This is a genomic window from Mesorhizobium sp. M0018 (assembly GCF_040323955.1).
GTDB lineage: Bacteria > Pseudomonadota > Alphaproteobacteria > Rhizobiales > Rhizobiaceae > Mesorhizobium.
On record NZ_JAMYVL010000003.1, the window covers coordinates 200296 to 213398 of the forward strand.

The 13103-nt window shown below is 64.1% G+C and carries 17 protein-coding genes and 1 tRNA gene; 8 read left to right on the top strand and 10 right to left on the bottom strand.

Features of this window, described 5'->3' with window-relative positions; genetic code table 11:
• Position 1: 1 nt before the first annotated feature.
• Complete coding sequence (locus NKJ81_RS05495) at positions 2-835, top strand: SMP-30/gluconolactonase/LRE family protein (protein ID WP_352539893.1); 834 nt, start codon at positions 2-4, stop codon at positions 833-835.
• Between the two features lie 26 nt (positions 836-861).
• Here NKJ81_RS05495 and NKJ81_RS05500 read toward each other — a convergent pair whose 3' ends face one another.
• Positions 862-1203 (bottom strand): antibiotic biosynthesis monooxygenase family protein, encoded by a 342-nt coding sequence (locus NKJ81_RS05500; RefSeq protein WP_352539894.1) that lies wholly within the window; start codon positions 1201-1203, stop codon positions 862-864.
• 170 nt (positions 1204-1373) lie between these two features.
• The gene (locus NKJ81_RS05505; RefSeq protein ID WP_352539895.1) at positions 1374-1892 is read right to left on the bottom strand and encodes an EF-hand domain-containing protein; all 519 of its coding nucleotides are present in this window, start codon (positions 1890-1892) and stop codon (positions 1374-1376) included.
• Positions 1893-1915: 23 nt separating this feature from the next.
• Here NKJ81_RS05505 and NKJ81_RS05510 point away from each other — a divergent pair, with 23 nt between their 5' ends.
• Positions 1916-2338 (top strand): DUF3606 domain-containing protein, encoded by a 423-nt coding sequence (locus NKJ81_RS05510; RefSeq protein ID WP_352539896.1) that lies wholly within the window; start codon positions 1916-1918, stop codon positions 2336-2338.
• A 33-nt stretch (positions 2339-2371) separates the two neighbouring features.
• Here NKJ81_RS05510 and NKJ81_RS05515 read toward each other — a convergent pair whose 3' ends face one another.
• Together NKJ81_RS05515 and NKJ81_RS05520 are read right to left on the bottom strand one after the other, a co-directional pair.
• Positions 2372-2920: a DNA-3-methyladenine glycosylase gene (locus NKJ81_RS05515; protein WP_352539897.1), complete on the bottom strand. Its 549-nt coding sequence runs from the start codon at positions 2918-2920 to the stop codon at positions 2372-2374.
• Between the two features lie 94 nt (positions 2921-3014).
• Entirely contained in the window at positions 3015-3344 is a 330-nt protein-coding gene (locus tag NKJ81_RS05520) for a hypothetical protein (RefSeq protein WP_352539898.1), read from the bottom strand.
• 211 nt (positions 3345-3555) lie between these two features.
• Here NKJ81_RS05520 and NKJ81_RS05525 point away from each other — a divergent pair, with 211 nt between their 5' ends.
• The 3 genes from NKJ81_RS05525 (at position 3556) to NKJ81_RS05535 (ending at position 5820) form a co-directional block, all read left to right on the top strand.
• Entirely contained in the window at positions 3556-4083 is a 528-nt protein-coding gene (locus NKJ81_RS05525; protein ID WP_352539899.1) for a metallophosphoesterase, read from the top strand.
• A 50-nt stretch (positions 4084-4133) separates the two neighbouring features.
• Positions 4134-5432, top strand: a complete 1299-nt coding sequence (locus NKJ81_RS05530; protein WP_352539900.1) for a cytochrome P450 — start codon at positions 4134-4136, stop codon at positions 5430-5432.
• Positions 5433-5505: 73 nt separating this feature from the next.
• Positions 5506-5820 carry a hypothetical protein gene (locus tag NKJ81_RS05535; protein WP_352540042.1) on the top strand — a complete coding sequence of 105 codons (315 nt, stop codon included), beginning with the start codon at positions 5506-5508 and terminating at the stop codon, positions 5818-5820.
• Between the two features lie 106 nt (positions 5821-5926).
• Here NKJ81_RS05535 and NKJ81_RS05540 read toward each other — a convergent pair whose 3' ends face one another.
• The 5 genes from NKJ81_RS05540 to NKJ81_RS05560 form a co-directional block, all read right to left on the bottom strand.
• Positions 5927-6160: a hypothetical protein gene (locus NKJ81_RS05540; protein ID WP_352539901.1), complete on the bottom strand. Its 234-nt coding sequence runs from the start codon at positions 6158-6160 to the stop codon at positions 5927-5929.
• Positions 6161-6198: 38 nt separating this feature from the next.
• Complete coding sequence (locus NKJ81_RS05545; protein ID WP_352474763.1) at positions 6199-6408, bottom strand: hypothetical protein; 210 nt, start codon at positions 6406-6408, stop codon at positions 6199-6201.
• Positions 6409-6682: 274 nt separating this feature from the next.
• Positions 6683-7672 (bottom strand): DUF2332 domain-containing protein, encoded by a 990-nt coding sequence (locus NKJ81_RS05550; RefSeq protein ID WP_352539902.1) that lies wholly within the window; start codon positions 7670-7672, stop codon positions 6683-6685.
• A 258-nt stretch (positions 7673-7930) separates the two neighbouring features.
• Positions 7931-8007 (bottom strand) — tRNA-Arg (locus NKJ81_RS05555).
• A gap of 163 nt (positions 8008-8170) precedes the next feature.
• The gene (locus NKJ81_RS05560; protein WP_352501145.1) at positions 8171-9091 is read right to left on the bottom strand and encodes a zinc-binding dehydrogenase; all 921 of its coding nucleotides are present in this window, start codon (positions 9089-9091) and stop codon (positions 8171-8173) included.
• Between the two features lie 198 nt (positions 9092-9289).
• On the opposite strand from NKJ81_RS05560, the gene NKJ81_RS05565 reads away from it, so the two are divergent.
• Positions 9290-10096, top strand: a complete 807-nt coding sequence (locus NKJ81_RS05565) for an AraC family transcriptional regulator (protein WP_352539903.1) — start codon at positions 9290-9292, stop codon at positions 10094-10096.
• A gap of 33 nt (positions 10097-10129) precedes the next feature.
• Here NKJ81_RS05565 and NKJ81_RS05570 read toward each other — a convergent pair whose 3' ends face one another.
• Complete coding sequence (locus NKJ81_RS05570) at positions 10130-11020, bottom strand: D-alanyl-D-alanine carboxypeptidase family protein (protein WP_352539904.1); 891 nt, start codon at positions 11018-11020, stop codon at positions 10130-10132.
• A gap of 237 nt (positions 11021-11257) precedes the next feature.
• Between NKJ81_RS05570 and NKJ81_RS05575 the strand changes: the two genes are divergently transcribed.
• Both NKJ81_RS05575 and NKJ81_RS05580 read left to right on the top strand, forming a co-directional pair.
• On the top strand, positions 11258-12364 hold the full coding sequence (locus NKJ81_RS05575; RefSeq protein ID WP_352539905.1) for a hypothetical protein: 1107 nt from the start codon (positions 11258-11260) through the stop codon (positions 12362-12364).
• Between the two features lie 76 nt (positions 12365-12440).
• A complete protein-coding gene (locus NKJ81_RS05580; RefSeq protein ID WP_352539906.1) occupies positions 12441-13061 on the top strand; it encodes a nucleoside triphosphate hydrolase in 621 nt (206 codons plus the stop codon).
• Positions 13062-13103: the final 42 nt, after the last annotated feature.

The window sequence follows — 13103 nt, forward strand, 5'->3', positions numbered from 1 at the left end:
CATGGCAAAGCCGTTGCTCGAAATGTCGGCCGCGAGGGTCTTCTTCGATGGCATCTTCACCAACCCGCGCGTCGCCCATCCGGAAGGCGTGGCCATCCATCGCGACGGCTCGATCTGGTGCGGCACCGAAACCGGCGACCTGCTGCGCTTGGCCGCCGATGCCGGCTCGGTCGAACGCATGGGCGGCACGGACGGCTTTCTGCTCGGCATCGCCTTCGATAGCGCGGGAAACTGTTTTGCATGCGATTTGAGACATTCGGCGATCTTTCGCTGGGATGCCGCGACGGCTGGTATGCAGCGCTTCGCCTCGGCCGGCATCCGCGTGCCGAACTATCCGATCGTCGACGAGACACGCGGCTGGCTCTACGTGTCGGACAGCGTAGGCGAAGACAACCGCTCCGGCATTTTTCGCTACGATTTGAAGACCGGCGAAGGCGGCCTGTGGTGCAGCGAGACCATGGCCTTCGCCAACGGCATGGCGATGGCGCCGGGTGGCGATGGGCTTTACGTCGTGGAAAGCCATGCGGCCTGCCTCAGCTATGTGCCGATCCGCGCCGACGGCACGGCAGGACCTCGCCAGCTCGTCGTGGACGGCGTGAACAACGTCCCCGATGGCGTCGCCTTCGCGCGGGACGGGTCGCTGTTCATCTCGTGCTACGAGCCGAGCCGCATCTATCGTTGGCGAAAACACAGCGGGCTCGAGGTGCTGATCGAGGATCCGGCGGCAACGACGCTCGCCCACCCCACTAACATCGCCTTCAAGGGCGACAAGCTCTACACCGCAAATCTCGGCCGCTGGCACATCACCGAAATCGACTTGACGGCGATTTCCTAGATCGGGCCGAACCGGGCGGCGCTGCCCTATCCCAGCCGCCCGTGACTCGATCGGATGCGCAACACCTGCACCCGCGACGGCAGCTCGATCAGGAACTCTTCGTCCCGCTCGAGATGGTGGATTTTTGTCGGATCGCCGCCGGTGAGCGCCGCCATCGCCTCGACGTTTTCCCAATAGGAGATCGTCACGAATTCCGAATGGGTCGTCGTGTCCTCGCGAAAGGTCTGAACGCCCAGGGCCTTCTCGATCAGCGGCTTGATGCCGGCCTCGTAATTGTAACTCTCATAGGCATCCGCCTTTTCAGGCACGGTTCTGCCGCGCCAGATACGAGCGATGGTCGGGGATTTCTCTGTAGCTTTCTCTGTCATGGCCAATGAATTCCTGCTGGTCTGATTGGTCCGCGGCGTTCGGCAAGGCCAGCCAAGGAACGCATCTCCCCGGCTGGCAGCCTGGTATCCAGTTGCCGGCGACTTTTTATCCTCCCCGGCCGACGAGCTCGCGCTGCCCCAGACAGGCCTCCTGCCGACCGGTAGGAGACTTACTCCTGATCCTCGGCGCCGCCTCCGTGGAAGAAGGACCGGATTTCCTGCATGTCGACGCTGCCGTCACCGTCCTCATCGACGGCGTTGAATATTCGCCCGACGAAATCCTGGACTTCGCTCTGAGAAAGCGCGCCATCGCCGTCCGCATCTACTATGGCGAACATCATTCGCATCTTCGCGCCATGCATCCCGCGTGGAATGCCGCCGCGCCCTCCCATCTCCCACCCTCGCTCAGGCGGGCCCATCCTGTAGTCGCGATGCCAGCGGTCGGGACCTCGCCGTTCTGTCCAGGGCGCGCGATCTTCCTGCATTCTCTCCTCCAGCATCTCAGTCATCATCTGGCGCATCATATCGCGCATGGCATCCTGGCTCTGCCCGATCACTCCGGGCGACGGTTCGGCGCCACGATCCGGTGCCGGCGCGGCGGGCGCAGGTGGGCTCGTCTGGCCGAATGCCGGCGCGGCCAACATGGCCAGCGCCGCGACAATTACAGTGGTTTTGCTTGCGAGCGTCATCGTATTCTCCATCGGTATGAATTGTGGCCGAATATGTCTGCATCCAAGCCAAACCGGCTGCTCGCCTCATGGTTCCTGGGCAGTCGGCACAACGGCGGAAAAGTCCGCCCGATCGCGGCAACGAAAGCTCGTTGTCCACGTTGCCATGGATGGATGCGACGCTCCACCAGGAGGAAAAAATGGCCGACGATAAGAGCAAGCGAGATTTCCGCGAGCGCGACCGCGTTTCTACGGAAGACGACCGTGAAGTCGAGTATTTTGCCCAACAGAACGGCATCACCGCCGATCAGGTCCGCCAGCTGATCAAGAGCTTCGGCAATGATCGCGGGCGCCTGACCGTAGCTGCGAAGGCATTGCGAGGGATTTCACCTGCCGGAGCCGACGAGGTGACCAGGGAAGCCCGCCAGCAGGCGACACCCATGCATCTCGGCAAACCCGACGAGTGATGCCAGGCAACTGCTCTGCCGCTGCCGCGGGCGTCAGAACTTGCGGCTCAAATAGTCCGAGCCGCGCAGGCCGAACCGCCACTCTGCATCGACAGCCTTGGAAATGCCGATCCGGCGGCCTGTCAGAACGGCGCTGGCGTCGCCCGGCTGCCTGAATTCGAATGGCGGCACGTCCAGCGGCAGCCCGTCATGGGATTTGTCGATTGCCAGCGCCTGGCAAAGGCGACCCGGTCCCGAACAAAGCAGCCGGGGATCGTCAACGCCGCGATTGGCCCGCATCACCTCCAGCCCGGATTGCGGTTCGATTGCGCGGACAAGCACGGCACTGCCGGGCAGGCACACGGCATTGAGGCACCAATGCAGGCCATAGGAGCGATAGACATACGCGCTGCCTGGGGCGCCGAACATTGCGCCGTTGCGCACCGTCCTGCCACCGAACGCATGCGAAGCCGGGTCATCCGGGCGATAGGCCTCGGTCTCGACGATGATGCCGCCAACGCCGTGCAAGAGCAGCGAGGCGCCAATCATGTCGCGCGCTACGGTGGTGGCGTCACGGGCAAAGAAACGATGGGTCGTGGTCATTGTGCGGCAGACTCGATCGCGCCTGGACCTGGCGCGTCAGCAAGTTCCCGGACCGGACACGAAATGTCCAGCCACAGCTCTCGGATGAAGGTATTCAGCGCAGCATGGCTGCGCCGATGAAAACCGCCGCGGCCAGCACGACGATGGCGGCAATCACCAGCACCGGCCAATATCTGCTCGGTTGGACGTCGGGCTCATCCGTCAGCGGGCGCATCGCATTGGCATAGCTCGCCTGGTTGGTAAACTTCGCCGTTTCATGGCGCGCGGCAGGGCTCTTCGGCGGAGCGTTGCCGGCTGATTCCGCGTCGGTCTCCATGGGAGCCGCAGCCGGATCGATGCCCGGGGTCTTGTCCCCTTCGCGCCCGGCGTCGATATCGCCCCGCGCTTGAGCCGGGCTTCGCCCAAGAGGTGCTGCGTCGGTCATCGTCGAGGTCCTTTCAGAGCATCGGCCTCAAGCATTCTAACCTGCGTCTCATTTCAAAGTTCCCCCGTTTCAAAGTGCCAACGAGCGGAAACCGCCTGGGCCTGCTTCCAGGAACAACCGGCGATCGAGCGGGTTGAGCAAGCATCGGGAGAGCAACATGGACTTGGTGCGCCACGCGCCCAGATCGGCAGTTCGAAACAGGCTCCAGCGCATGATCTACTTCACCGCCGACACGCATTTCAGCGACCCGCGCATTTTGCGCATCGACCGCCGCCCGTTCGGCTCGCTGGCGGAACATGACCGGTCGCTCGTTGCGTTCTGGAACGAGACTGTCGGGCCGGACGACGAGGTCTGGCATCTCGGCGATTTTGCCAGGGGATCGGCCGCGTTCGTGTCGTCGCTTCTGGCGTCTCTTCATGGCAGCAAGCATTTGATCATCGGCAACAACGATGCTGCGGCCACCATCGAGGCCACAGGTTGGGCGAGCACGCAACACTACAAGGAGCTGGCGCTCGACGGCAGTCTGCTGATCCTTTGTCACTACCCTTTTCGCACCTGGAACCAGATCGGCAGGAAATCGATCGACCTGCATGGCCATTCCCACGGCAGGCTGACCCCGGTCACGCGCCAGTATGACGTCGGCGTCGACAGCTGGGATTTTCGTCCGGTCACGCTGACCACCATCCTTGCCAGCCGCGGCCGAAGGGCGGCGCGGCAAAGCCGTCAAAAAGTCGAGTGATCGAAAGTGCCGGCCGTGCGTTGAGGAATTTCAACGCCAGGGAGCACGCCATGAACAGACGTGAACTGATCGATGCCGACGGCGGCAAGCGTGTCGCAAAGCCCATCCCGCGCGATGCCGCGTTCGACAGCACCTTGGCCCTGCTGCGCGAGGGCTATGACTTCATTTCGGCCCGCTGCCGGCGCATGAACACCGACATCTTTGCGACGCGCCTGATGCTGCGGCCGGCAATCTGTGTCCGTGGTGCCGAGGCTGCCGAGATGTTTTATGGCGGCGACCACTTCACCCGAATTGGTGCGATGCCGCAGACCACGCTGCGTCTGCTGCAGGACAAGGGCAGCGTCCAGGCGCTCGACGGCGCCGCTCACCGCCACCGCAAGGCGCTTTTCCTGTCGATCCTGTTGGATGGTGACCAGATCGAGCGGCTCCGCGCAACCTTCCGTCGCGCCTGGCTCGACCAGCTGGAAGACTGGCAGCGGCGTGACGAGATCGTCCTGTTCGACGCCGTAAACCTCGTCCTGACCCAGGCGGCAGCGGCTTGGGCCGGCATCCCCGCCGACAAGGATCGCGCCGAACTCTGCCGCGAGCTCAGCGGCATGGTCGAGAACGCCGGCGGCATTGGGCCGTCGACCGTGCTGGCGCTGTGGCGGCGACGCCGGACCGAACGCACTATCGGCGAGCTTGTACGGCGCGTTCGAAGCGGCGCGCTTGATTTGCCGGCAAACAGCCCGGTCCGCCTGGTCAGCGAACATGTCGATGCCGAGGGAATGCCGCTCGATCTTGCCAGTGCCGCGGTCGAAATCATCAACATTATCCGTCCAATCGTCGCCATCGGCCGCTTCATCATGTTTGCGGCGCTGGCGCTTCACCAGCACCGCCAATGGTATGACAAGTTCGCTGCCGGCGATGACGACGGGCTGGAAGCCTTCGCCGAGGAGATTCGCCGGCTCTACCCGTTCTTCCCGTTCATCGGCGGCCGCGCCCGCCACCCCTTCGAATGGAAGGGCTACCGTTTCCACCAAGGCGACTGGGTCCTGCTCGACCTGCACGGCACCAACCATGATCCGCGCCTGTTTGTGGAGCCGGACCGATTTATCCCGGAGCGCGGCTTGAGCTGGAAAACCCACGGCTTCGACTTCATCCCGCATGGCGGCGGAGATCCGGCGACTACCCATCGCTGCCCCGGAGAAGCCGTCACCGTCGCGCTGATCATGGAAGCGGTTCGCCTGCTGACGCGGTCGATGGCCTACCAGGTGCCTGATCAGGATATGACCGTCTCGCTTGCCCGCATGCCGGCGCGGCCGAAATCCGGGTTCAGGATAGATAATGTGCGGCAAACACCCCGCTGAAAGGCTGCCGGTCGAACCGGAACCTCTGCGGAGCTGAGGCGTTCGAAAATTGCAAGGCGTAAAGGCAAACGCAATGGCTCAGAAGATCACGACAGGCGCGAACGACCGGCCGCGCAATGAAACCATCGGCCAATCCGGCGAAGGCCTGCCGGACGATAGCAGCAGGCCGCTCGAGGTCGACGAAGGCTGGGTCGCCCGGCTGAGAAACAAGCTGCAGGGCAAGCCCCGGCAAGCCGGTCAGACCAACACGGACGAAGTCCCCGCAGGCACTCCAGGCGCTGGCGAGAATATTTGCCGCCGCTGTGCAGGGTCAGGCATGATCGACGGCCGCACCTGCCCCGAATGCGGCGGAACCGGCAAGGTGACGACGCCGATAGGCGGAGGCTGAGCAATTCCAGGAAAAGTGTGAAGCGGTTTTCCGTCCGGTATTTGCGTCAAACAATACGATAGACCGGTTCTGCGTTTCCGCGGAACGATGAACCGTCCAGCGGCGGTCAGATCGCCGGCACCCACTTCCAGAACACGCCTTCCTTGCGTTCGGGGTAGTGCTTGAACTCGCATTCGAAGCGCCAGCCGTAGTTCTTGGCGGCGGCAAGCGCCTCCTTGCTGACCGGGTTCATGCCGGTTCCCGGCGCAAACCAGTCCTCCAGCAAGTCGTCCGGGATATAGGCGCCGATCCTCAAAGGCAGCTTTTCGAGGACGACATCCATTTCAGGTGGTGCAGGCACGGGGGCGCTCCTTTGAAACCTACCCGCGAAGAAGCCGTTTAACGCCAAGCGGGTTCATTCTTCTGTTCATAGTCCTGGAACGCCTTCTGGAGACCGCCGATCACCTCGGCGGACGTCTCGAACATCGCCTTCAGCTGCGGCTCATCGACCTTCTCGATGTCCTCGCGAAGGTGCTGCTTCACCTCCTCCAACTTTTTCTGCATTTTCTGCGTGTGGTGGCGCGGATCGCGGTCGGCAGCGCTAGTCATGATCAATCTCCAATTTGTGGATCTCGGAGAACTCGCCCGGCTCTGAGGATCGACAGGCGGGTTTGCAGCGTAAACGGCTTGCCGATAGCTGTGGTTCCCGACTGCGGATGCGGTCTTCGCGCGCCCAACGCGCTGTTCCTGGGTTCAACCGCCCGGTAGCAAGTCCGAAGGGCGCTTGCCGCGAATTCAAGACGCAAGCAGTGGCAGACGAGCATTGATGAAACTGAGAACTGATGGCGTCTCTGGCCAAGGACGGCAATCCACGACCTATAGCCTACGCCTCGTCCGCGATCCATTCGAGCGAGGCGCCATGCGGGTCAGTCCAAGCTACAGGGGAGCCGTTCGCAGATAGGAGGAAGCGGCCAGGCGGCCAGCTTGTTCCGGCGCGTGTGGCGATGGACGGGAAGACGCGAGGGAACTCGTTCGATACCCAATAAGGCGAGAGACGCATCGCCTGCTCGGCGAAAGCTTCTCTGTCACCAAGGTCGGAGACATAGTCGAGGACGGCTGTGTGAAAGATGACGAGTGTAGCGTCGTTTGGCGCTTCGTTGCAGAGTTGCACGAGGTCGCTCCCGCGCAGGTCGCCCTTCACCACCCGAGGCTTGACTGTGGCAGCGATCTTTAGGGCCGCCCGCAGATTGGCAAGCCGTGCTGTCTGTTCCGGCCAGACCAGTGTCTCAAGCCATGCGACTTGCGAGTCGTCCGAAGCATCTATCGGGCTCAGGTCCAATCCAGCCCGCCAGACGACTTGCGGCAAGGCCGTCGGCAATGGCGTTGTTTCGCTAGCGAGGCATCGGAAGACAGGCGGCTCCAAGGCCATTGCAGGTGCGCGGATCACCTTGCGTCCGTAGTCATAGCCGTAGAGGTCGGGCATGAGGCAGAGCCCTGCGGAGGTCCCGACCTCGATGAGGGCCAGCGGCTGCGGCAAACGCGCCAGGACGGGGAGCAGGGTGGCGCATCTTCCCGGCTCGTTGGTTTGCGTTGAGCGCTCGAGCATGAGCGAGCGGATAGCGTCGGGATTAGCCTGAAGCGCCTGGCGAAGCTCGGTCCACCCTGTTGGCGTGCCGAACAAGTGACGCACCGCTGCAAGTAGAAGGTTCGGTTGCCGCTTTAGGTCCGGAAGAGTCGACAGGAAACCGAGCGCCTCCCGATCCCCAGCGACTGCCCGAGCCAACTCCTCGTAGAGCGGCGAGCGACCGCGAGCTTCCGTATCGGCGAAGCGAATATATCGGGCTGAGATCTCGGCCAAGCCCTCCTCGTCCATATCCGCTGATCCTCGGTCCCGACGTCCCATCACAATACACGATCCACGGATCTGATTGGACCAGGCCACGGCGTTTTTACACAGGCTTGACCCCAGCGGACTTGCCGCGGTCGCCTACTTAACCGTTGCGTTATGAGGTCGTACGCAATCCAAAATCTGGGGAACTGTCCCTAATTGGTGTCTCACCCAGGGATGCGGTCCACCATGTCTCCGGTATAAACCGCAACCCATGTCTCCGGGTTGGACAATTTTGAGATTTGGCGCACCCGACAGGATTCGAACCTGTGACCTCTGCCTTCGGAGGGCAGCGCTCTATCCAGCTGAGCTACGGGTGCTTTCAGGATCGGTGATCCCAAAAACGAACCAGCCGGTAAACCGGCCAGCCACGGCTTCTTAGCGGAAGCAGGCGCCGGCTTCAACGGGCAATCGCCAGCGGGCTCAAACTGCCGTAGCAGCCCGGGGGAGACAGACACCGTCCCGTCCGCCGCCACCGCCTGCTCATTCGGTCACGGTAAGCACCGCCTTGCCGCTGATGCTGCGCTGCCGCAGCGCGTCGAGGGCTTGACCGACGTCCCGCCACGGCACGGTGAGGACCACCCGCGTTTCGAGCCGGCCGGCTGCGATCGGCGCGAGCAGCGAGGCGATGTCGGCGCCTACCTCCGGACCAGAAGCGTAGTAGGCGAAGGTCTGCAGCCGCGCACCTTCGTGCCCCGGAACGAACTGGCGGAAGCCGATGGGCGTGAGTTCGCCGCGGCTCGAGCCGAACATGACGACGGTCCCGCCGGGCGCGATCCGTTCGATCGCGTGGGCGAGGCTATCGCCGCCCACCGATTCGGTAATCAGCGAGAACAGTCCTTCGGTCAGCTCGATCGTTTCGACGACCCGCTCGGCTCCGAGGCCGCGGAGATCGTCGGCATGCCGTTCAGCGGCGACCGCCACCACCGACGCGCCCTGCTGGCGGGCGATCTGGATCTGGAAACGGCCGACCGCGCCGCTTGCGCCGGTAATCAGGACCCGCTGGCCGGCCAGGTCGCCGCCGAGGCGCAGGGTCCGCAGCGCGGTCGTGCCCGCGACCGGAACAGTGGCGGCGGAGACGAAGCTGACGTCGTCCGGCAGGACGGCGAGGTGGTCGGTCGGAACGGCGACCCGTTCGGCCCACCCGGCCTCGTCGACCAGAGCCGCAACCCGGGCGCCGACGGCCGGCCCGGAGCCGTCGGCCGCGGCGCGCTCGACAATTCCGGCGACGTCCTGGCCAGGCACCCAGCCGTTCGGACGGATGTTGAGCAAGCGCAGTTCGCCGCGGTTCAGCGAGACTGCCCGGACCGAGACCAGCGCCTCATGCGGGGCGGGCTCGGGCTCACCAAGCTCGGCGAGCCGCAACCCGGTGGCGCTGTCGGAAGATGTGACCAAGGCGAGCATCGGTATCGTCCCTTCTTGCTGCGTGGCGGACGCCAGCCTGTTTTCGTGCGCCGGGCTTGTTGGTCCGACGTTCAGAACGCAAGCAGGGCATGACTGGAAGCCCGCCTGTCGGCTTCTGAGTAGCTCATCCCTAAACTATCGACTTTCCTGTGTGAGTAATTTAGATATCTTGGCAGTCGATCGCTAAAATCAGTCAATATGAGGCAGTCTCTCCGCTACCCCTGGCCTTTCGATCCGGATGATGTCCTCGCCCCGGCAATCGCCGTGCGCGTTGACGTTACCGAAACCAGGGCGGAGGTGCCGGACCACCACCACCGCAAAGGGCAACTCGTCTTCGCGCTGGGCGGTGGCGTCACATGTCGCGTCCCCAGCGGCCTGTGGATGGTGCCGCCGCATTGCGCGGTGTGGATTCCCGGCGACATGGAGCACAGCAATATCGCGACCGCCAATGCCCGGATTTTCTTCGTCTATATCGAACCGGGAGCTACCGACTTGCCGGACCGGTGCTGCACGCTTTCGATCACGCCGTTGCTGCGCGAGCTCATCATAGAGCTGACGGATCGCGTTGAGGACGATGACGCGAGGGGCGAGCTCCTGACCAGGGCTCTGCTCACCGAACTGCCGCGCATGCCTGTCCAGCAGCTGCATTTGCCGATCTCGTCCGAGCCGCGCTTGAGGCGCATCGCGGCGGCGTTGGCGCAAGATCCTGCCGATCGCAGCACCCTGACGGAATGGGCCAGTCGCGTCGCGCTCAGCGAGAGCAGTCTCGCACGTCTCGTGGTGAAAGAGACAGGGCTGACCTTCGGGCGCTGGCGCCAGCAACTGCACCTGATCGTCGCAATGCGCGAGCTGGCCTCCGGCGCCAGCGTGCAGCAGGTTTCGGCCGATCTCGGTTACGAATCGGTCACCGCCTTCATCACCATGTTCAAGAAAGCGCTTGGCAAGCCGCCGACAAAGTATCTCAGCAGTGTCGCGCAAAACGGCGGCTCTGCGTTTGTCGCCTGAACCCGTACGCGGTCAACACTCGGACGTCACCTCTCACTGCTCCTCGGCGTACAGCAGCCGCGTCTTTGCCTCGGAGGTCGGCAACAGGCTGCGCTGGATCAGCGCCTCGACGTGGTCGTTGCGCTGGCGCGCGCTGTCGGCGCCCATCACCACGATGATCAGCCTGTGCCCGTCTGCATTATAGGAGGTGACGATGTTGAAGCCCGAAGCCCTGATGTAGCCGGTCTTGATGCCGTCGACGCCGCGCACCCGGCCGAGCATGTCGTTGTGGCCGCGCACCAGCCTGCCGCGGAACATGAAGTCGCTTTCGGAGAAATAGTGGAAATGCTGCGGGAAGCGGGCGTGCAGCGCCATGCCGAGCACCGCCATGTCGCGCGCGCTGGTATGCTGGTCGCCGTCCGGCAGGCCCGAGGCGTTGCGGAACACGGTGCTGCTCATGCCGATCTGGCGCGCCTTGGCGGTCATCATGCCGGCGAACGCCTCTTCGCTGCCGCCGAGATATTCGGCAACGGCGACCGCCACGTCATTGGCCGATTTGACGACGATGGCGCGGATCGCCGAATCGACGTCGATGGTCTCGCCGCGCCTGAACCGCAGCTTGGTCGGCGGCTGCCGGGCGGCGTTGTCCGACACCGGAATTTGCGTCTCCTTGCTGATGCGGCCCTGGTCCAGCGCCTCGAACAGGAGGTAGAGCGTCATCATCTTGGTCAGTGACGCCGGATAACGCGGCGCCGTCGAATTGACCTCGAACAGCGTCTTGCCGGTGCCGGCATCGATGACCATGGTGGCATATTTCTGCGGCGGCGCCGGTACCGCCAGCACGCTGTCGGGCGGCGTGACAGTCGTGCAGCCGGCAGCAAACAGCAGCAGCGCCAGCACAGCGACGCATTTGTGGATGGACGAAAAGAACCGGAAGGCGGACAAGTCAGTTCCGAAGGCAGGCAGTTTCTGAGACGAGGCGAAGCTATCTTAACGCAAAGGCACAGTCCATTTGGTTAATATCGGTCTGGCCCTCGAACGGTGCCCTGTCCACAGGCCGACGTGGCGCCGCCTGAGGTGAATTGCCGGCCACCGCGCTTGCGCAACCGGCGGCGAGTGGGCTTTGCTGGCGCCGGCAGAATCGGGCCGGCAGAATCGGGCTGGCAGAATCGGTAGGTGCACATGGATACGGTCACGATCACGGCGACGGGCATTTCGGTATCGGTCGATCTTGCCGTCGGCCATCTCCCCGACATGACGGTCGATATCGATGGCCGCCGGCTGAAGCCGCTGCATCGCGCACCCTGGGTCGGCGAGCCGCGCGAGATGCTGCCGAAAGATCTGCCCGAAGGGACGGTCCACCTGTCCGGCGATTTCCTCTGCGCGCCGTTCTCGATCAGCGACGTCGAAGCGGCACCTTTGCATGGCTGGCCGGCAAATAGTCGCTGGGACGTCGTCGACAGCGCGGCAACGGCCGACGGCTGGCGCGCCGTCTTCCGCCTGCAGCACCCGGTCATGGGCGCAACCGTCGACAAGATCCTGACCTTGCGCGACGATCATCCCTTTCTCTATCAGGAACACGTCTTTTCCGGCGGGGCCGGCGCCATCCCCGTCGCCCACCACCCGATGACGGTGATGACGGCCGGCGGCAGGCTAGCGTTCTCGCCGAAGCGCCTTGCCGCAACGCCGAGTGAGGCGCCGGAGCCCGATCCGGCCCGCGGCCGCTCGTTGCTCGCCTACCCGGCGCGAACCGCCGACCTGACGCGCTTTCCCGCTGCCGACGGCGGCACGATTGACCTGACCACCTATCGCATGGACCAGCTGCGTGAGGACTTCGTCACGCTGGTCGAAGCCGACCATGGCGGACCGGGCTGGACGGCGCTGGCGCGCCAGGCGGAAGCCGACCTCGTGCTGGTGCTGAAGAACTCGGCCGAACTGCCGGTCACCATGCTGTGGGTCAGCAATGGCGGGCGCGACTATGCGCCGTGGAGCGGCCGCCACCGCGGCGTGCTCGGCATCGAGGACGGCCGCACGGCCGTCGGCCACGCCGCATCGCTCGGCGACAATTGGCTGAAGCGCGAAGGCGTGGCGACCGCCTTTGCCCTTTCCGAAGGGCGCCGCTTTTCGTTCCGCCATGTCATCGGCGCGCTGCCTTGGCCATCCGGCGAGCCGCCGCACGACGTCACGACCTCGCCGGGCCGCATGCGCATCCTGGCGGCTGACGGTGCCGTGCGCGACATCGGCTTCGACGGCGATTTCCTGCGGATCGGTCAATCCAGGCCCGATTGAAGGCTTGGCACAATCCGGCGTTTGAAATTTCCGAAAACTGCCGCCAAAATGCGCCAGAACCACCGTAAGGGGGCCAATGTCAGAAATCGCCCATATCGCTGCTGCCATTTTCAAGCGCGCCGGCAAGGCGCCGCGCTTCATCGTTGCCATTGCCGGTCCGCCCGGCGCCGGCAAGTCGACATTGTCGGCAGGCTTGCACGACCTGCTGCCGGAAGGCACGGCGGAAGTCGTGCCGATGGATGGCTTCCATTACGATGACGTCGTGCTCGATCGACGCGGCCTTCGCGCGCGAAAAGGTGCTCCGGAAACCTTTGATTTTGCCGGCTTCGAAGCGCTGCTGAAGCGCATCCGCGCCGGCGAGCCGGATATCGCCATCCCGGTCTTCGACCGCAGCATGGAGCTGTCGCGCGCCGCCGCTGCGATTGTCGCCGCCGACACCAAATTCATCCTGGTCGAAGGCAATTATCTGCTGCTCGACGAGGAACCCTGGACGCGGCTGGCGCCGCTGTTCGACTTCTCGATCTTCGTCGATGTGCCGCGCGCCGAGCTCGAGCGCCGACTGCTGGCGCGATGGCACGAGCACGGCCGCTCCGACGAGGACGCGCGCGCCTGGATCGCCTCTAACGATATGCCGAACATCGACCGCGTGCTTGCCCGTCGGCGGCCCGCCGACCTGGTGGTCGGCGACCTGGCCTGACTTGCAAGGAACCGCCCGGCCGGAACCTTGCCAGTTTCAGGC